This window comes from Rhodohalobacter sulfatireducens, assembly GCF_022012475.1.
GTDB lineage: Bacteria > Bacteroidota > Rhodothermia > Balneolales > Balneolaceae > Rhodohalobacter > Rhodohalobacter sulfatireducens.
On record NZ_JAKLWS010000005.1, the window covers coordinates 160,579 to 180,093 of the forward strand.

Below are 19,515 nucleotides of genomic sequence, written 5' to 3' on the forward strand. Positions count from 1 at the left end.
CAATAAATCACGATTGTCAACTACCGAACAAGCTGTCCGGCGTACAACTGAATGAACGAAACTGAACCCATATCAAAATCCAAGATCTGGTCGTGCCTTGAAGAAGTCTTCGATCCGGAGATCCCCGTGTTAAATATCGTGGAGATGGGCATTGTGCGTGGTATTGAGATGGAATCTGAAATGGTGACCATTAAAATCACCCCAACATATTCCGGCTGCCCTGCGATGAATGCCATTGAAATGGAGATTCAAAAAAAACTTAATGAAAAAGGGATCGAATCATTCAGAGTTTTGACCGATTATAAAGAAACATGGACAACCGATTGGATGACAAACGAGGCAAAACAAAAATTGAAAGAGTACGGCATCGCCCCTCCCGGTAAAACAGATGTCGATTCCGATAATTACCTTATTGGGTTAAAAAACTCACAAAAAACCGTGCCTTGCCCCTATTGCGATTCCACCGATACAAAACTGCAAAGTGAATTTGGCTCCACGGCCTGTAAAGCACAGTATTATTGCCATAGTTGTGACCAGCCCTTTGAACATTTTAAATGTATTTAATACTGTACAACGGGTAGCCTGCCCGTTACTTTAAAATGAACAATCCAGTTATTTTTAAATTTTTGAGATGAGATTTTTTTTGTTCAAAGCAAATAATCTGCGACTAACAACTGCCGGACAAGCTTTCCGGCGTACTTATTTCGGTCATACTTACATCTGCTAAATACTCAACACTTTAATGTATGCCTTTAATATTAACAGAAACCTCAGACCAAATCCTCACCATCACTCTCAACCGGCCCGAGAAATACAACAGCTTTACCGAACCGATGGCTTTGCAGCTGCAAGAGGCGCTAAAGGAAGCCGAGTCAGAAGAGATTCGGTGTGTGGCACTGAAAGCCAATGGCAAAGCGTTTTGCGGGGGACAAGATCTGCCTGAAGTAGTTGATCGGGCTGAGAACGAAGATGGCTATGAACTCTCAGATACAGTTCGTACAAGTTACAATCCAATCATCCGCGCGATTAGACATATGCCAAAACCGGTGATATGTGCCGTTCAAGGTACCGTTGCCGGAGCAGGAGCGAATATTGCATTTGCATGTGATGTTGTAATAGCATCAAATGAGGCAGTATTCATCCAGGCATTTAGTAAAATTGGTTTGATTCCAGACAGCGGCGGAACATTCTTTTTGCCTCGATTGATAGGATTCGCCCGCACGAATGCACTCTATCTATTGGATGAAAAAATCAGCGCTGACAAAGCGGTTGAGATTGGCTTGATTTATAAGTCCGTGAAAGCAAATCAACTTGATGATGAAGTTAAATCCATTACTAAAAAATTATCGTCAATGCCTACGAAAGCTTTTGGACTCTATAAAGATGCGATCAATCAAACGTTTGAAAATGATTTGGATCAACAACTTTCCCTGGAAGCAGATCTGCAGAGTGAGGCCGGGAAATCAGACGATTACCAGGAGGGTGTGCAGGCTTTTTTGGAGAAACGAAAACCGAGTTTCAAAGGAACGTAGAAAAGTTTTTTAGACATACTCAAGATGATGCCCAAATGGGGTGTTTTTCATTCCGTTAAAAAATCGTTTATCCGAAGTAAATATTTTTTGATCGAATTCAATTCCAACGGCGAGATAGCAAGCATCGTAGAGAGTGATTGACAATCCTGACGAAAGATCAAATGCTATTTCAGAGATCGTAGAATAGGGAATAATTTTAATAGGGAAATTTCGGGTCTCTTCATGCATTTTTTTGGCATCTTCGAGATCAATTAATCGTTGTCGTACTTTCTTCGTAATTATTGCATCCATTTCAATGAAGAAAAGATCTGGAGCAATCATATTATTGTGATTTTTTAAAATTTCGACTGCCACTTCGTGCCCTCTTTCAGGCAAAAACCACTTGATTGCTACACAAGCATCTATCACAGGTATACTCATCGCTCTCTGTCTTCTGAGAGTTCATCACCACTGTCTGGAAATGACTTACCAGATGCTTTGTATTTTACTAAAATCTCATTAACCCTCTCTCTGGTTTCAGCAAGATCGGGCTTGGCATGAAACTCAACCAACTCCTTAAGCTCTTCCTGTAAGGACCTGTTATTTTTCTTCGCCCTTTCTTTTAATTTGTTTAGTGTATCCTTGTCGATATTTCTAATTAATACATCTGCCATGATTAAAGTTATTTTTTTTTATGATATCATAATGATATCAATTGTTTTCCACAATTCCAATATTGGTTTTGATTCCCGTTTGTTTATTTTGAAATATCTTATCAAAAAATAAGAAAACGTTTTGGATCATCATTCTAACATAGGAGTTGTAGGCGCAGGGACGATGGGCTCCGGAATTGCGCAGATTGCAGCCACATATGGCCATGAAGTATACCTGTTTGATGCTTATAAAGATCAGCTTAAAAAAGCTGAACAGGAATTTTTGAAAATTTTAAACCGGCAGGTGACAAAAGATCGGATGACTCAAAAAAAGATGGACGATATTCTCCATCGAATTCACTTTGTTGATCATCTGAAAAATTTCTCTGATTGCGAAATTGTTTTTGAGGCAATTATTGAAAACCTCCAGGCAAAAAAAGATCAATTTGCCAGGCTTGAGGGAATTGTAAAACGCTCTTGCATCTTGGCAACCAATACCTCTTCCCTTTCCATTGCATCCATATCTTCAGCCCTCAACAAACCCGGCAGATTTCTTGGAGTTCATTTTTTCAATCCAGCTCCGGTCATGAATCTTGTGGAGATCATCCCAGGAATATCAACTTCCAATCGGGTCGTTGAAAAAGTTCAGAAACTGACCAAAAGTTGGGAGAAGAAAACGGTTACAGCTAAAGATACTCCGGGGTTTATTGTCAATCGCGTAGCGCGTCCCTTTTATGGAGAAGCTCTGCGTATTTATGAAGAAGGTATCGCAGATATTGCAACAATCGACTGGGCAATGAAGGAGTGTGGAGAATTTAAAATGGGACCGTTTGAATTGATGGATCTCGTTGGAAACGATGTAAATTACGAGGTTACTGAGACAATCTTTAAGGAGTTTTACTACGATCCACGGTTCAAGCCCTCTTTTGTACAGAAACGTCTGGTTGAAGCCGGCAAATATGGTAAAAAGACGGGAATTGGTTTTTACAACTATCAAGATCCATCCAAAAACCCAAAGCCAACTAAGGACAAAAAAGTTGGTCAAAATCTGTTGAATCGCATATTAGCCATGCTTATCAACGAAGCTGCTGATGCTGTTTTTATGAATGTAGCTACGATTGAAGATATCGACCTGGCAATGAAGAACGGTGTTAACTACCCGAAAGGACTCCTTGAATGGGCCGATGAAATTGGTCTTAATGTAGTTTTAAACAGAATGGAATTCCTTCAAGCCAAATATGGAGAGGATCGATATCGTCCCAATCCCCTGCTTAAACAGAAAGTAGCAAATGGAGAACAGTTTTATGAATGATTCTTCTAATACCTCACCCGGGAAGATTGTAAACCATATGCTGGAAAATGATGCCTTTAGCCAGTGGTTAGGCATTGAATTAATTGAGGTTCAAGAAGGGGCGTGTATTCTTCAGTGTACTTTAAAGCACCAAATGCTGAATGGTTATAGTATTGTTCACGGGGGGATTATCTTTTCGCTGGCAGACAGTGCCATCGCTTTCGCTTCTGCATCGTTCGGCCGCTTGACTGTGGCGATAGATCATTCAATCTCATTTACTAAAGAAGCTGTCTTAGGTGACACTCTTACCGCAAAAGCCGAAACAATATCGATGAGGTTCAAAACCGGTGTTATTCGTGTTGAGATTACAAATCAGCATAATGAATTAGTTGCCCTGGTAAAAGGTACTGTCTATCGCAAAAGTGAGGAGTTCTAGCAGTGATTGTTTTATCCATGAAAAGAGTAGGGTATCAGACAGCTATTTGATAACTTTTAACTCTGGGTAACGTAAAACCATACTAAATTCACATTTTACAGAAGCAGATGGGCTTAAAAAATGAAACAAGGTCTTCGTACAGCACAAAAGCTTTTTACGAAGAGTATGTAACGGGAATGAACTCCAAACAGCTCGGAAAAGAGTTTCAATCCGATTCCGAACGAATTAAACAGCTCTATCATGATGCGCTGCAAGAACAGAATCCCGGTGTGCCGGCTCAGCGAATTCCTGTTGTACAAAAGTTTTTAAGTCTTCTCTCATCCCTCACTAAACGCCTAAATCCTGTTCGAAGACTGGTTTTCGGTATTTCAGTGGTAAGTTTTGTAGCTCACTATGTTTTTTCTTTTGTGGGATTATCAGGATTTCTCATCCACCCCCTATTCTTGCCCCTTTCTTTCGCAGGAATGTTGCTGATTCTTTTAATTGAACTCCTTGAAAAATCTGATGTGCAAAAAGAGCTCGACTTTGCCCGTGAAATTCAACTCAGCCTGCTGCCCCCGTCAAATGTAAAATCCAACCAACTCGAAATGTACTCCTTTGCAGCTACTGCACAAGAAGTTGGCGGAGATTATGTAGATATCGTAGAATCTGAAAACGGGACATATATTTTAATTGCCGATGTTTCAGGTAAAGGAATGAGTGCAGCTCTATATATGGTTCGAATCCAGGCACTGGTTCATCTTTTAATCAAAAAAATGGAACCCAGTCCCAAAGAGTTATTTATGGAACTCAATAACTATGTCAAATCCAACAAAAGGGATAAGACATTTGTAACGGCCTGTGCCGCATACTTTCCACACGATGAAAATCATTTCCATTTTGCCCGGGCCGGTCATAACATTCCACTGGTTTTCAGCAAGAAACATGATGCAACATTCAGATTAGACACAGACGGGTTTGCACTCGGTATGACCAGTACAAAAGCACTCGGCAAAAAACTCCAAGAAAAGAAATTTCTTTTTGAGCCCGGTGATAGTTTGCTTTTGTACACAGACGGACTCGTGGAGGCCAGGAATAATCAAAACGAAGAATATGGCGAAGACAGGTTAGATGGAATTTTGTCGATCTATGGTTCGCTTCACGCAAAAACCATCACTCAAAAAATTCGCTCTTCTATTGAGTTATTTATCGGCGATGAAAAACCTATCGATGATATCACCTTTACGACAATTCATAAAAATGAAAAACCTAAAAATTTAAGCGAGTAGGCTCTCAGCATTGTCAATAATTGCATCTACTGTCAACCCAAGCTCTTCATAGGCTTCTTCGTAGGGCGCAGATGTACCAAATTGGTCTAATCCCATGGCAATACCCTCACTGCCAACCCATCGGTACCAGCCCAATGTAGCCGCTGCTTCAATAGAGATTCGCTTTTTCACAGACGGTGGCAGGATTTCATTTTGGTACTGGTCAGACTGTTTTTTGAAAATCTCAATACAGGGCATACTCACAACTCTTACTGCTTTACCTGAGTCTTCCAATTTTTCGGCTGCCTCCAGGGCAAGATGAACTTCCGAGCCTGTTGACATTAATATCAAATCGGGAGTATCTGAATTTTCCTTTTTGAGAATATATGCACCCTTTTCAGTCCCCGATACATCTTCGTATACAGATCTGTCAAGTGTAGGAAGAGATTGACGTGTAAGTACTAAAAGTGAGGGACCGTGTTCTCTTTCAATAGCAGATTTCCAGCAAATTGCTGTTTCATTCGCATCAGCCGGTCTGTATACATGTACATTAGGGGTGGCTCTTAGCGCTGCAAGATGCTCAATTGGTTGGTGAGTAGGGCCATCTTCACCGAGGCCGATACTATCATGCGTAAACACAAAAATCGACGGGATTTCCGATAGTGCCGCAATTCGAATGGACGGTTTGTTATAATCAGAAAATACCAAAAAGGTACCGCCGTAAGGAATCACGCCGCCGTGAAGAGCCAATCCATTCAATGCAGCCGCCATTCCATGTTCGCGAACTCCAAAATGAAAATTTCGTCCCAACCTGTTCTCTGCACTGAATGCCGATTCTTCTTCTAATTCAGTTTTATTACTCCCGGCAAGATCAGCGGATCCTCCAATCAAATTATGAAGATATTTACCGATCTCATTCAGCACTTTACCGGAAGATTTTCGAGTAGCCATTCCTTTAGGGTCAGCTTCAAATACCGGTAAAACTTCATCCCAGTTATCGGGCATCTCTCTGCTGAGGAATTTATTGAAAGAAGCTCCGACTGCTGGATATTGTTTTTTAAATTCAATCAGTTTTTCATTCCATTTCTCCTCTAATTTGGAGCCTGCCTCAACGGCTTCTTTCATTTTTTCGTAAACAGCATCAGAAACCTGGAATTTTTTATTAGGATCTAACCCTAACTTCTCTTTTGTAATTTTTATCTCATCTTCTCCCAATGGGGCCCCGTGTGAAGCTGCTGTCCCCTCTTTGTTTGGGCTGCCAAAGCCAATTTTACTTTTACACTCAATGAGTGAGGGAGTGTCTGTTGATTGAGCTTTCTTAATTGCTCTCTCAATTTGTTCATGGTCATGTCCGTCAATTACCTGAACATCCCAGCCATACGCCTCAAACCGTTGTTTTGTGTTATCGGTAAATGCAAGATCCGTTGAACCATCAATGGAAATTTTATTAGAATCATACAGATAGATCAATTTGCTGAGTTTCAGGTGACCAGCAAGTGAAGCGGATTCATGCGAGATGCCTTCCATCAAATCACCGTCACTGACAATTGCATACGTGTAGTGATCTACTAATTCGAACTGATCTTTATTAAATGAACCTGCCATAAACTCTTCGGCAATTGCCATTCCAACCCCCGTACCAAATCCCTGTCCTAAAGGTCCTGTAGTTGTTTCAACTCCGGGAGTCAAACCATACTCCGGGTGTCCCGGTGTGATACTTCCTAATTGTCGAAAATTGATCAGTTCTTCGAGTGGTACATTATACCCGGTAAGGTGTAACAATGAATAAAGGAGCATAGAACCATGTCCCGCTGAAAGAATGAACCTATCACGATCGAACCACTGTGGATTTTTGGGGTTGTGCTTCAAAAACTTGGTCCAAAGCACATATGCAACATCAGCCATTCCCATTGGCATCCCGGGATGTCCGGAATTTGCTTGTTGGACAGCATCCATCGCTAATCCACGAATTGTGTTCACACAGGCTTGATCGATTGAGTTGGTTGTAGACATGTTTTGGTAAAAAAGATTTTTTGTTAAATAATGTCGGGCAAAAAGATAGGTAAGTTCAGCTCAAGGCAAAAATAAATTGCAAAAAAAAAGCCATCCCACGAACCAGGATGGCTTTTAAAACTATATTTCAACACTATCTGCCTGAAGCAGTATGCCCTTCACATTTTAATACAAATTGTAGTTCGTGGTTAGCTGGTTCGGTAAAGTCTCCATACCTTGCATTTTCATATGCTGAGCACGCAGATTCAATTTCTCCAAGGCCTTTGAGAGCTGTTCCCAGCTCGAAATAAACTTTAGCTTTGTCAGCAACTCCACCTGTGTGAAGATCCAGGGCTTCTCTTGCATAGGATTCTCCATTAGACCAGTTGGCACGTTTATTTGCAATTTCAGCCAATCGATAAGGAATTCGATAGTCTGTATCGTCATACTGCTGTGCCATGTTTAAGAGTTCAATGGCTCTGTTAAACTCTTTTTGCTCAGACAAGTTTACAGCCCTAAAAATTAATTCGTCCCTTGCTCCATTTCGAGCATTGTTCAGAATTTGTGTGTTATTAGTTTGCTGAGCAGTTTCGATAGCCACATCATATTGTCCAAGCCATACTTCTACATTAGAGGGGTCCATTCTCTTCATAACAACTGCTTTCTGATATTGTGCAGTGGCATAATTAGAGTTCATGTCAAGAGCAGTGTTCAAATCATCCAGTGCTTGCTCGTTATTTTCCTGTCTGAAATTTAGTACCGAACGAACATAATAGAGTTGTGGAATTGCACCAACAGCCTGCTGTATAACCTGATCATTTCCAAACTCTTCAGCCACTTCCTGTGATTCCCTGAAATATTCAATAGCCGTATCTATTGAACTAATCGTACGTTCACTTTGAAATTGTTGGTACGCAGAAGAAGCACGGCTGGCGTAAATTCGTGGGAGTCGTTCTTCAATAAGAGTAACAATATCTGTTAAATCGTTTTCTTGAGCGACACTAAGAGCGTCTCTGTAAAGAGTAATCGCCTGATCAAAATCATTTTGCCCTGCAACTTCCTGAGCCTGGTTATAAAGCTGAATAGCTTCTCCCCTAGCCTCATCCTGGGCATTTGAAAGTTCTGCGAAACCCAACATGATAACAACTGCCAGGCATTGTGTAAGTATAAGTTTTATAGATTTCATGCTAAATATAGTTTGTTTTGTTTCCTTCCGAATAAACGCGATAAACTTAACGAAATTATTTGAACAAAATCATTAATTAAATTCTAAAATATAAACTGCATTCAATAAAAAAAGTTTCTTAATAAGAAAAATTGGGTTCAGGCTCTTTATCTTTATAAAAATCACAAATATGTCGTACTGCATCATCTACATCATCAGTCAAATAAAATAACTCCAGATCGTTTTCATGGATATAACCATTCTCTAATAACTGTTTTTTAATCCAGTCAATCAACCCCTGCCAGTATTCCGTTCCGATAAGAACAATCGGAATTTTCATAATTTTCTCTGTCTGTATCAATGTAATGGTTTCAAACAGTTCATCGAGTGTTCCAAATCCACCCGGCATTACCATAAATCCCTGAGCATATTTAACGAACATCACTTTCCGCACAAAGAAATATTTAAAATTTATAACGTAGTTCGGAGACACATACCGATTTACACCCTGCTCTTTGGGTAGATCGATACCAAGGCCAACAGATTTACCATCTTGATTAAATGCACCTTTGTTGGCGGCCTCCATAATTCCGGGTCCGCCACCTGTAATGATGCCAAATCCATTTTCAGAAATTGCTGTGGCGGCTTTTACAGCAAGTTCATAATACTTAGAACCCGGTTTTACTCTTGCTGATCCAAATATTGAAATACAGGGGCCAACACGTAGAAGAGTCTCATATCCATCAACAAATTCCCCCATAATTTTAAAAATACTCCACAAACTTCGACTGCTTTCAGATTCAAATCGATCAGCATCTACATCATTAGAGAAAACTTTAGGTTTCATAAAATTTATTTTTTAGAAATTGAAAATTTAACCTTCACCCCGGGACTACCCTCGGCTAAAATTGTGGGTTGAATAGTTGTTTTGGCACTCAGGTCATCAGATACATCAAAACTACGCATATGTGCATAAATATAGGCATCTAATGCATTTAAGCCGTAAGCCAGCCCAATTATCACAAACATTAAGTCACGACGATTACGAAGATTGTTTCTGTTTGACTGAAGCTGATTTGAATTGACTCCCTCCAGCCGTTCCGGTGTTGGACCAAATTTCAGATCGCTGTCCTGCCCCTGAATTGCATTGTAGTAGGCCGCCCTGTAATCTTTGTACTGCCCATTTACATATGAGGTATAGACTCCAAGGCCAGTGAACATACCATAAATTATAGGCACCTTCCATATTTGATCATTTACAACCTGGCCCCATCCAGGTATGATTAATGATTTGTACAGAACGGATTTAGGTGTAGGAAATTCATTGGACTCTTCGGTCGTATCTGCCTGTGCAATATCTTGAATTGAGTTCTGATAAAGCCTGCTTTCAAGAAGTGTGTAGTCTTGCCGGAGGAGAGATTGTTGTGCTTCAGAATCAGCGGTAAGAATTAACAGAAATATTAAAGAGAGAAAAAGACTAACCCATTTCATCGAAAAGTTGAATCAATCGTTCTAAATCATCATCGGAGTAGTATTCAATTCGAATTTCTCCCCCTTTTCCTTTTTGTTTGATGTTCACTTTGGTGCTGAACTGATTTCGCAGTCTTTTTGAAACATCATCCAAAAATGGATCTCTTTTTTTAACTGCACTCTTCGATGATTTTTGCTCCTTCTTTTTATCGTACGATTTTACAAGCTCTTCCGTCTGCCGGACAGATAGTTCTTTCTTCTGAATTGTTTCAAGAATCTTCTTCTGATCTTTTTCATTTTTAACATTCACCAACGTACGGGCATGTCCGGTAGTGATGGATTCATCACGCAATGCTGCCTGTATGAATGCCGGAAGCTGTAAAAGCCTAAGCATATTTGTTACCGTAGAACGATTTTTCCCAACCCTTTCAGCCACTTCACTTTGCGTGTAATCACACTCATCAATCAAGCGTTGGTAACCCATAGAAATTTCGAGGGGATTCAGCTCCTCTCGCTGAATATTTTCAATCAAAGCAAAGGCGATGATTTGCTCGTCGTTGGCTTCGCGAATATAAGCAGATATATTTTCAAGACCTGCAATCTTTGTTGCCCGTAATCGACGTTCGCCGCTAATTAACTCAAATCTTTTTTCACCAATATGCCGTACGGTTATTGGCTGGATGAGCCCGTGCTTTTTTATAGAGGTTGCTAACTGTTCTAAAGCTTCCTCGTTAAAATCACTCCTGGGCTGATGGGGATTCGGTCGAATATTATCAACCGGAATTTCCAGTACTATATTTACACGCTCTGCCGGCTCAATAGGTACGGCGGTCTTCGTTTTTTGAGAGCTTTCTTGATCGCCGGAGTCATCTTCATAATCGGGGAAAAAAGCTCCAAGACCTCTACCTAATACTTTTTTAGACATAACTCCTTACGATTTTGATAACACCGGACTCGACTTAAATAACTTTTTATTGTTATGGATTATTTCCCGTGCCAATGATAGATAGTTCTTTGCCCCTGTACTGGAAGCATCATATAGAATTGCCGGTTTACCGAAACTCGGTGCCTCAGCTAGGCGAATATTTCTGGCTATAATTGTAGAAAATACTCTGTCGTCGAAATATCGTTTAACTTCCTCTGCGACCTGGTTTGAGAGGCGCGTACGGGTATCGTACATCGTCAATAGAACACCTTCAATTTCAAGCTCTCTGTTTAAGTGTTGCCTTACGATCTTAATTGTATTTAGAAGCTGACCCAACCCCTCCAATGCAAAGTACTCGCATTGAACGGGAATCATGACTGAATCCGATGCTGTAAGCGCATTTATTGTCAACAATCCAAGTGAAGGTGGGCAATCAAATATAATAAAGTCGTATTTGTCCCGAATATCTTCAACAGCTTTTAAGAGTATACGCTCTCTTTCATTTCTGTCTACCATCTCAATTTCGGCACCTACAAGGTTGATGTGAGATGGAACAAGGTCCAGGTAAGGAAGTTCTGTTTCACGAATAGCATCTTCCACATCAATTCCGCCCACCATCACCTCATACACTGAGTTGGACACATTTTTTGGTTCAATGCCCAATCCACTTGTGGTGTTACTCTGGGGATCGGTATCAATAATCAGAGTAGGATGCTCAATAACAGCAAGGCTTGCAGCAAGATTGATCGCTGAAGTTGTTTTACCAACCCCGCCTTTCTGGTTGGCAATTGAAATGATTTTTCCCATTCTGTCTCAGGGGTTAATTTATTCTATTGGGTATCAATATAAGCCTCACCCTATACCTAACCAAAAGAAGTTATTCACATTTTAAAGTGGAAAACTTATTGCTGATTATCTCTAAGTGATTGATAAATAGTAATTAATCAGTATTTGAGAATCAGAGATTCTTAGGCCGGGTCAATTTCTGCTACCCGTCAACTGAAGTTGCCTCCGGCCCATTTGTTGACCGGCTGGATTTACAGGAGTCAACTTCTTCAAACTTTCATTCCTGATTGAGTCTGACACCAGCGAGTTATCTGAAGCCGTTTGCCCCTGGAAATAGAACACTTCATTGTTGTCTACCCAAGGTTCAAGTCTTTCCCTTTCCTCAGATGGATTGGGCGAATTAGCCGGTTCTGAAAAAAGCTGTGCACCCGTCGCTACAGACGCTGATTCTGCTTCCTGATTATTATCATTTTGACCCGTTGGATCCTCTAAAAGGAATATACCGGAGGTGATACCAACCAAAAGGATTGCAGCAGCCGAGTAGAAAATTGGCTTCCAATAGGGATTACCGGATTCTTGGCTGTTGTTTTTTGCTGAATTGAAAACAGCATCTACAACATGAGCTGGCGGGCTGATTGGCTCAAGTTGATTTAGATCTTTGGAAATTTTTTTTAAAGACTCAACCTCAATCAAAAGGTCACTGTCATTTTTAAGATCCCTCTCAAATTCCAGTTTTTCAGAGGGATCCATTTCATTGTATATGTAAGCTATACTTCTATTTTCCTTGGTACTCATACACTATTTGATTCCTTCTCACGTTCCTCGTCGAACATTTTACGAAGATTGATCAAAGCATATCTCATTCTGCCCAGTGCCGTATTGATTGATACATCCGTTAATTCTGCGATCTCTTTAAACGGCATTTCATAGTAGTGACGCAACATCACTACCGTCCGTTGTTCTTCAGGCAAATTCGATATATGCTTCAATAAACTTGACGTCGATTCATCAAGCTCAAGTTTTTCATCCTGAGCCATAGAGTCCTCGTCCGGTAATCTATCGTAAAAGTCTGTTTTTGACTCTTTGTCATACGAGGATGTAACGTCTACAAATCGTTTTTGTTTTCTGATGTGATCAATTGTTGCATTATGAGCAATTCTCATAACCCAGGCGATCCACTTTCCCTGCTCATTATAGGTATCATCCATCTTGGTGATCACCTTCGTGAATGTTTCCTGGAAGATATCGTTCGCCGTTTCACGATTTTGTATCATACTGAAAATGTACGAATACACCTTCGCCTGGTGACGATTCATCAACTCTTTAAAAGCAAGTTGATCATCATTTTCTCTGAACAGATGTACCAATTCGCGATCTTTCATCTGTTCGTAATTTTTCGGTATGTGGTCTGAGTTATTCAGTCTCATAATTCTCGGATCTATAATAGTGTTACTTCATTAAAGAAACAATATTGCAGAATGCGCCATTCACTTGCTTAATGAAATCATTTCTGTTTGTTTGTAATACAACACAAAACGTGCCAATACCCAGTTCATTGACGATCTTTCATGTCAAACTCACTAGTGTATATTTAATATTACAGTACATATAGGTACTTATCTATAACATTTTCATGTTAAATGATTACTCTTTTTCTAACACATTAAAATGTTGATATACAGATTCACCAGTCTTCTTACCAAGAAAATCCTGCAGAGTTTCAAGATTGCTCTCTTTTATCTTTTTGACTGAACCAAAATGCTTTAACAGCTCCTGTGCTCTCTTTTCTCCAATTCCTTCAATTTCTGTCAATTCTGTTTTGACGGTACGTTTCCCTCTTTTTTGGCGATGAAAAGTGATTGCAAACCTATGAGCTTCATCCCTGGCTGATTGCAGTAATTTTAAAGCGGGTGATTTTTTAGGAATCATTACCGGGTCAGCTTTTCCGGGCACATAAATCTCTTCCAAACGTTTTGCCAATCCAGCTATTTCAACGTGGTCCAAAAAACCGATCTCCTGTAAAGCTTCAACTGCGGCATTCAGCTGACCTTTTCCACCATCTATTAAAATCAAATCAGGGGGTTGCTGTTTCTCTTTTTTAACACGTAAGTATCTTCGCATTACAATCTCTTTCATAGATGCATAATCATCCGCACCTTCAACAGTTTTTATGTTAAACCGCTTGTACTCGCTCTTCCTGGGTTTTGCATCTACAAAACAAACCATTGCTGCAACCGGATCTGACCCCTGTATATTCGAGTTATCAAAACACTCAATCCTTCTGGGGAGCCTTTCGAGTCGAAGCGACTCTTTTAAATCTTTAACGGCTTGCGGAATTCGACTGCGCTCTGCTTTCTCTTTCTCAAGCTTTCGTTCTCCCAGTTTCAACTTTGCGTTGGAGATTGCCATCTCAATAAATTGCCTTTTCTCTCCTATTTTGGGAACTCTCATTGGAACTTTTTTACCGTGTTGCTCCCACAAATATTGACTTAGCGGTTCAATATCCTCGATTTCATCACTCAAATATACTTCATCAGGTATTTCGCCGGCAAACTGTCCCGTATAATAATCTTCGGCAAAAGACTGCAACATGTCTCCGCGTTCAATCCCCTCTATATTTTTTAGAAATCTGTGGAATTTTCCAATCAATTTGCCTTCACGAATTTTAAAAAGGACACCACATGCTTCCATAAGCTCTTCATCCACTTCAATCGCAAAGAGATCTCGATTGACATTCTTGTTATCTACGATCTTCATTTTTTTATTGTATTTCTGTAGAGCATGCAGACTATCCCGAAGCCGTGCGGCATCTTCAAACTCCAGGGCATCCGATGCAATCGACATCTCCTCTTTGATCTCTCTCATCAACTTTTCAGTTCTCCCGGAAAGAAGTCTTTCTACTTTATTCATAGCAGTTTGATATCGCTCCAACTCCCAGTCCCCGGAACAGTTTTCGAGGTAATCATCAAAACACGAATGCCACTTTGGCATACCTTTTGACTTGTCGATAAGCTTTGGTGAAACAGCACATGTACAGAGATCAAACGTTTTACGAATCGTCTCAAGCATTCGCCTCATATGCCCAACATGATCATATGGGCCAAAGTATTTACTCCCATCTTTAATCACCGTTCGTGTGGGAAAAACCCGGGGTCTCTCATTATTCGTTATGCAGATATACGGATAAGATTTATCATCCCGATACATGATGTTATATCGTGGCTGGTGTCGTTTAATCAAGGTATTCTCGAGAATTAGCGCTTCCGCCTCCGAATCCGTCACAATGACTTCAACATCTTCAATTTTTCTCACCATCACACGAATTCGTCCATCGTGATTGCTTGAATCCTGGAAATAGGATCGAACTCGATGTCTTAATCGTTTGGCTTTTCCAACATACAGATGGTTCCCCCGGTCGTCTTTAAACTGGTAAACACCGGGACTCGTCGGCAGATGAGCAATTTTTTCTTCGAGCGTTATCGACATGAATTCCTTTTGAAATAGTTACAGCAGATCAAACTAACCGTTATCTTAAAACAATATTGCAATGATAAATAACTGATGACATGAAAACCACCGGTACCAATCCCGATATCGAGATTCTTTTTGAAGATAACCACTTACTCGCCGTCAATAAACCGGCGGGATTACTTTCGCAGGAAGATAATACAGGCGCACCCGATCTGTTAACCTTGTGTAAAAAATATTTGAAGCGGGAATACGACAAAAAAGGGAATGTATTTTTGGGTCTGCTCCACCGGCTCGACAGGCCCGTAAGCGGAGTCATGCTGTTTGCAAAAACATCAAAAGCTGCATCCAGGTTGAGTGAACAGATTCGAAACCGATCCATCAAAAAAAGTTATTATGCTGTGGTTGAAGGTATTTCGCCTCAAAATGGAATGTTACAGGATTATCTTCTTAAGAATAAAAAAACCAATACCGTATCGGTTGTATCATCAAAAAACAAAGAAGCCAAAAAAGCTGAATTGATTTACCAAAGAGAAGAGGTGGAAAATCGACTATCTCTGTTAAATGTAACCCTTATTACAGGCAGGCCGCACCAAATACGGGTCCAGCTTGCACATCAAGGTTATCCAATTTACGGGGATCAAAAATATGGATCAAAGCATTCGGCAAAGTTGTCTCTCCACGCTTCTGAGTTAACATTTTCTCATCCCACAATGAAGAAAGAGTTGTCAGTACGCACGAAATTACCCAATGGCTTTCCGTGGGATTTTTTTAATAATTCCAACAGTGCATAAACTATTGATTATTGATAAACTAAACTTATTGTTTCATTCTAAAAAAATTGAATGATTGGTTATCTCACTTTGTTCGACAATAATAGATTGACAAAACACTGGAATCGGGTCGGATTACGAAGCAATAAGTATCACTGAACTATGGAAAATTTAGATCGAAAACAAGCACTCATCCTGCTGCATGCTGTTGCAGATGGTGAAGCCAGTGAAGCAGAAAAGAAAGCATTTTTTGAGTTTATCAAAGATCATCCCGATATCGAAAAAGAGTATCAACAGGTACTTGAATTAAAAATGGCACTTACAGATAAATTATCAAAAGAGTGCCCGGAATATCTTCGAAATCGAATTTTAAATGCTCTTAACAGTGAAAAAGAGCAACTTTTAGATCAAGAGTGTGAAACTTCAGCCTCAGACCAATCTGTATTATCTTCAGTTTTTACAGGTACGTCCGGTAAAATTTTTCGATATCTGTCTGCTGCGGCTGTTGTTTTGATTTTCTCTTTGATTACTCTCCAAGTACTTGAGAATACTGATATGCAGACGTCAGCAAATGAAATAATCGTGGAGCAGATGGCTGCTGAGCATTTTGTAAAGTCCTCCGGTTCCATGATTGAACCGCACTACTCATCATCCTCCGTCTCAGAAGCTGAAACATATCTTTCCAGTGAACATGGAATTGATCTAACCATCCCTGAAATAGAGGGTGCGGAGTTTGCCGGTATTGTATTTGCTGACTTTATCGAAGAGTTTAATACTCCAATGCTCGAATACATTCAACCTGAAATCGGTGAAACAATTTATGTTTTTGCATTTGATCTAACACAAGTTGAAGAACATTCTATTCTGAAGAGAGACGAAAATGCGGTTCAATCATGCCAAAAATCAGAAGATTTTTACGTTGCCGAGATTGACGGTTACCACGTTGTTTCATGGCATTGGGATGATGATTGGTACACAGCGATATCAAACCATGATGGTTATGCTCTTGCTTCATTGGTCGGGCCGCTGAATACTTCCTCGAGGTAGGAAAAGTTCTCAATCCCGGTCATCTTTTTCTTCTAATGCTCTTTCAGTCAGATCTCCCGGTAAATTTTTAGATGCATTTGCACCGAGTTCTCTTAATTTTTCGGCCTGGCCTACAAGATTTCCGGCACCGGTCGATAGTTGTTTCATGGCAGATTCATAAGAATCACTCGTCTGGCGAATTCGCTTACCGACATCTTCTAGATTATCGACAAATCCTACAAACTTATCATAGAGTAACCCGCCTCTCTTAGCAATCTCCATCGCATTCCTGTTTTGATATTCCTGCTTCCAAACGTTTTCGATGGTAGCAAGAGTTGCCAATAAAGTAGTCGGGCTAACAATAATAATATTTTTTTCGAACGCTTCATTGTAGAGATCAGGATCATTCTGCATCGCTAGCCCAAACGCCGGCTCAATCGGGATAAAGAGTAGAACAAAATCAGGGCTGTTGAATCCATGAATCTGTTCGTAGTTCTTTGTATTCAAATTTTTGACATGCCCCCGGAGTGATTGGATATGCTGTTTCAAATATCTCGTCTGTTCATCTAAATCATCCGTAGAGGAGTACTTTTCATAGGCAGTCAAAGATACTTTAGAATCGATGATAAGTCGTTTCTCATCCGGTAGTTTAACAATCACATCGGGTTGGAGGCGACGGCCGTCATCCATCGTAGTGCTTTGCTGAGTTTCATACTCAGACCCTTTTCTCAAGCCTGATTTTTCGAGTATTCGTTGAAGTATTACCTCGCCCCAATTCCCCTGTTTTTTAGTGTCCCCCTTCAGAGCTTTGGTGAGATTTTTGGCTTCCTCGCTCATCTTCTGGTTCATCTCCTGCAGCATCTTTAAATGCTGGTCCAGAGCACTTCTTCCCTTCAGATCTTCCTTGTGAGTCTCCTCAACTTGTTTTTTAAATTCAGAAATTTTCTCACCCAAAGGCTTTAATATCTGATCGAGCTTCTCTTTATTCTGCTCAGTGAATTTCTTAGACTTTTCTTCAAGAATCTCATTCGCCAGGTTTTTAAACTCAGTTCTGAACTGTTCCTGGAGTTCTTCCAACTGACCTTTTTGCTCGGACAACTTCTCCTCAAGATGGGAAAATTCAGCCTGTAATTTGGTAAGCTCTTTTTCGGCTTGATTGGCACGAGCTGTTTCTGCCGATAGTTTCGCTTCGGCCTTATCCATTTCAGTCGAGAGTCTCGACTCAGCCTGCTCAGTTGTTTCAGCCAAATTCTCATTTCGCTCCTCAAGCCTGCTCTGTTTTGATTTTCCGATGAAATAGGCCAGTGCAAAACCAATCACAAAAAATATAAGTCCACTAAGTATTACAGCAATATCCATGAATACCGATTGATTCGTTTTTACTGAACATACAACACAGGAGTGACAATTTCTGTCACCCTCCTACAATAAGCTGATTAGCGGGAAAAATATTTGCGCGAGAAGCGGTGCTTCCGGCATCCGTTCACGAAGCTGGAGATACGGAAAGATAGAACGAATAATGGCGCGAGCGTCTCGCTCGTGACCAAAAGGGCACAAACTTGGAAGTTTGCGCCATCTTCAATCTAGGTCACTCTGCGAAATTTTATTGAAAGACGTCTTTTATCTTTGAAAAGAATCCTTTCTCACGTTCCTCTGCACTTTTAGGGTCGAAATGACTTTCACCACGTATCGCCTCAATATGTTTTTTCTCCTCATCCGTGAGATCTTTAGGTATATATACCTTTAGTTTGATGAATTGATCTCCCGTACCTGAATTATTGAGCCCTTGGATACCGCGCTCTTTCATACGGAGGAGTTTTCCGGGTTGAGTTCCCGGTTCAATCTTCACTTTGGCTTTACCCTTCAGTGTAGGCACTTCTACTTCTGTTCCAAGTATTGCGTCAGGAATACTGATCATTAGATCGTAATAGATATTATTTCCGTCACGCTCAAAATGTTCATGCTCTTTCTCTTCAATAAGTACGATCAGGTCACCAGGCTCTCCGCCGCGAATTCCGGCATTTCCCTGTCGCCGAAGTGTAATATAATTTCCTTTTGCAACGCCGGAAGGAATATTCACCTTCATCTTTTCTTTGCTCTTATACCGTCCCTGGCCGCTACACTTATTGCATTTATTTTTGATGATTTTTCCTTCACCCTGGCAGGTTGGGCACGGCTGCACATTTACAAACTGGCCAAACATGGTTCGCGATACCTGCCTGATTTCTCCAACCCCATTACATTTCGGGCATGTCTCAAAGTCAGATTCGGTTTCTGCACCGGTCCCGTTACAGGAATCACACTTAATATGCTTCTTCACTTTCAGCGTTTTTTCCACACCCTCGGCAATCTCTTCGAGTGTAAGGGAAACGCTCAGCTTCATGTCAGACCCCGGACGTCCGGTTCCCCGGCGCCTGCGGCTTTGGCCTCGAGACCCTCCGGCTCCTCCAAAAATATCACTGCCAAAAATATCACTGAAATGGCTGAAAATATCTTCAAAATTCGCTCCACCGAAATCGGATGCGCCTCCAAATCCACCGCCATTCATTCCGGAATGGCCAAATTGATCATACCGCTTTCGTTTTTCCGAATCACGGAGTACATCGTATGCTTCAGATGCCTCTTTAAACTTCTTTTCGGCCTCTTCATCACCTTTATTGCGGTCGGGGTGATATTTCATGGCCAGTTTTCGATAGGCTTTCTTCAGCTCTTGTTCGCTGGCGTTCTTATCTACACCTAAGACTTCGTAGTAGTCGCGTTTTGACATAAATT

The 19,515-nt window shown here is 40.7% G+C and carries 20 protein-coding genes; 7 read left to right on the top strand and 13 right to left on the bottom strand.

Features of this window, described 5'->3' with window-relative positions; translation table 11 throughout:
• The first annotated feature begins 51 nt into the window (after window positions 1-51).
• On the top strand, window positions 52-564 hold the full coding sequence (gene paaD / locus L6773_RS06180; protein WP_237852994.1) for a 1,2-phenylacetyl-CoA epoxidase subunit PaaD: 513 nt from the start codon (window positions 52-54) through the stop codon (window positions 562-564).
• 182 nt (window positions 565-746) lie between these two features.
• The gene (locus L6773_RS06185; protein WP_237852995.1) at window positions 747-1,532 is read left to right on the top strand and encodes an enoyl-CoA hydratase-related protein; all 786 of its coding nucleotides are present in this window, start codon (window positions 747-749) and stop codon (window positions 1,530-1,532) included.
• Between the two features lie 9 nt (window positions 1,533-1,541).
• Here the strand turns inward: L6773_RS06185 and L6773_RS06190 are convergent, their stop codons facing one another.
• Window positions 1,542-1,952, bottom strand: a complete 411-nt coding sequence (locus tag L6773_RS06190) for a type II toxin-antitoxin system VapC family toxin (RefSeq protein WP_237852996.1) — start codon at window positions 1,950-1,952, stop codon at window positions 1,542-1,544.
• Window positions 1,949-2,185, bottom strand: a complete 237-nt coding sequence (locus tag L6773_RS06195) for a FitA-like ribbon-helix-helix domain-containing protein (protein ID WP_237852997.1) — start codon at window positions 2,183-2,185, stop codon at window positions 1,949-1,951. The genes L6773_RS06190 and L6773_RS06195 overlap by 4 nt, the downstream gene beginning before the upstream one ends.
• 121 nt (window positions 2,186-2,306) lie before the next feature.
• Between L6773_RS06195 and L6773_RS06200 the strand changes: the two genes are divergently transcribed.
• The 3 genes from L6773_RS06200 (at window position 2,307) to L6773_RS06210 (ending at window position 5,159) form a co-directional block, all read left to right on the top strand.
• Window positions 2,307-3,476, top strand: coding sequence for a 3-hydroxyacyl-CoA dehydrogenase NAD-binding domain-containing protein (locus L6773_RS06200; RefSeq protein WP_237852998.1), 1,170 nt, complete (start codon window positions 2,307-2,309; stop codon window positions 3,474-3,476).
• Window positions 3,454-3,891, top strand: a complete 438-nt coding sequence (locus L6773_RS06205) for a PaaI family thioesterase (RefSeq protein ID WP_237852999.1) — start codon at window positions 3,454-3,456, stop codon at window positions 3,889-3,891. Before L6773_RS06200 ends, L6773_RS06205 begins: the two co-directional genes overlap by 23 nt.
• Window positions 3,892-3,998: 107 nt before the next feature.
• Window positions 3,999-5,159, top strand: a complete 1,161-nt coding sequence (locus L6773_RS06210; protein WP_237853000.1) for a PP2C family protein-serine/threonine phosphatase — start codon at window positions 3,999-4,001, stop codon at window positions 5,157-5,159.
• Here L6773_RS06210 and tkt read toward each other — a convergent pair.
• The 9 genes from tkt to uvrC form a co-directional block, all read right to left on the bottom strand.
• Complete coding sequence (gene tkt, locus L6773_RS06215) at window positions 5,148-7,151, bottom strand: transketolase (RefSeq protein WP_237853001.1); 2,004 nt, start codon at window positions 7,149-7,151, stop codon at window positions 5,148-5,150. The genes L6773_RS06210 and tkt overlap by 12 nt on opposite strands.
• Window positions 7,152-7,284: 133 nt before the next feature.
• Window positions 7,285-8,316 (bottom strand): tetratricopeptide repeat protein, encoded by a 1,032-nt coding sequence (locus tag L6773_RS06220; RefSeq protein WP_237853002.1) that lies wholly within the window; start codon window positions 8,314-8,316, stop codon window positions 7,285-7,287.
• Window positions 8,317-8,434: 118 nt separating this feature from the next.
• A complete protein-coding gene (locus tag L6773_RS06225) occupies window positions 8,435-9,142 on the bottom strand; it encodes an LOG family protein (RefSeq protein WP_237853003.1) in 708 nt (235 codons plus the stop codon).
• Between the two features lie 5 nt (window positions 9,143-9,147).
• Window positions 9,148-9,786 (bottom strand): DUF5683 domain-containing protein, encoded by a 639-nt coding sequence (locus tag L6773_RS06230; protein ID WP_237853004.1) that lies wholly within the window; start codon window positions 9,784-9,786, stop codon window positions 9,148-9,150.
• Complete coding sequence (locus L6773_RS06235) at window positions 9,773-10,690, bottom strand: ParB/RepB/Spo0J family partition protein (protein WP_237853005.1); 918 nt, start codon at window positions 10,688-10,690, stop codon at window positions 9,773-9,775. Before L6773_RS06235 ends, L6773_RS06230 begins: the two co-directional genes overlap by 14 nt.
• A gap of 6 nt (window positions 10,691-10,696) precedes the next feature.
• Window positions 10,697-11,497, bottom strand: a complete 801-nt coding sequence (locus L6773_RS06240) for a ParA family protein (protein ID WP_237853006.1) — start codon at window positions 11,495-11,497, stop codon at window positions 10,697-10,699.
• 171 nt (window positions 11,498-11,668) lie between these two features.
• Window positions 11,669-12,271: an anti-sigma factor gene (locus tag L6773_RS06245; RefSeq protein WP_237853007.1), complete on the bottom strand. Its 603-nt coding sequence runs from the start codon at window positions 12,269-12,271 to the stop codon at window positions 11,669-11,671.
• Window positions 12,268-12,903 carry an RNA polymerase sigma factor gene (locus L6773_RS06250; protein WP_237853008.1) on the bottom strand — a complete coding sequence of 212 codons (636 nt, stop codon included), beginning with the start codon at window positions 12,901-12,903 and terminating at the stop codon, window positions 12,268-12,270. Before L6773_RS06250 ends, L6773_RS06245 begins: the two co-directional genes overlap by 4 nt.
• Window positions 12,904-13,120: 217 nt before the next feature.
• Window positions 13,121-14,962, bottom strand: a complete 1,842-nt coding sequence (gene uvrC / locus L6773_RS06255; protein WP_237853009.1) for an excinuclease ABC subunit UvrC — start codon at window positions 14,960-14,962, stop codon at window positions 13,121-13,123.
• 80 nt (window positions 14,963-15,042) lie between these two features.
• Here uvrC and L6773_RS06260 point away from each other — a divergent pair, with 80 nt between their 5' ends.
• Both L6773_RS06260 and L6773_RS06265 read left to right on the top strand, forming a co-directional pair.
• Window positions 15,043-15,738 (top strand): RluA family pseudouridine synthase, encoded by a 696-nt coding sequence (locus tag L6773_RS06260; RefSeq protein WP_237853010.1) that lies wholly within the window; start codon window positions 15,043-15,045, stop codon window positions 15,736-15,738.
• A 141-nt stretch (window positions 15,739-15,879) separates the two neighbouring features.
• Complete coding sequence (locus tag L6773_RS06265; protein ID WP_237853011.1) at window positions 15,880-16,764, top strand: hypothetical protein; 885 nt, start codon at window positions 15,880-15,882, stop codon at window positions 16,762-16,764.
• Window positions 16,765-16,773: 9 nt separating this feature from the next.
• Here the strand turns inward: L6773_RS06265 and L6773_RS06270 are convergent, their stop codons facing one another.
• Both L6773_RS06270 and dnaJ read right to left on the bottom strand, forming a co-directional pair.
• Window positions 16,774-18,102 carry a DNA recombination protein RmuC gene (locus tag L6773_RS06270; RefSeq protein ID WP_237853012.1) on the bottom strand — a complete coding sequence of 443 codons (1,329 nt, stop codon included), beginning with the start codon at window positions 18,100-18,102 and terminating at the stop codon, window positions 16,774-16,776.
• A 244-nt stretch (window positions 18,103-18,346) separates the two neighbouring features.
• The gene (gene dnaJ / locus L6773_RS06275; protein ID WP_237853013.1) at window positions 18,347-19,510 is read right to left on the bottom strand and encodes a molecular chaperone DnaJ; all 1,164 of its coding nucleotides are present in this window, start codon (window positions 19,508-19,510) and stop codon (window positions 18,347-18,349) included.
• Window positions 19,511-19,515 lie beyond the last annotated feature (5 nt).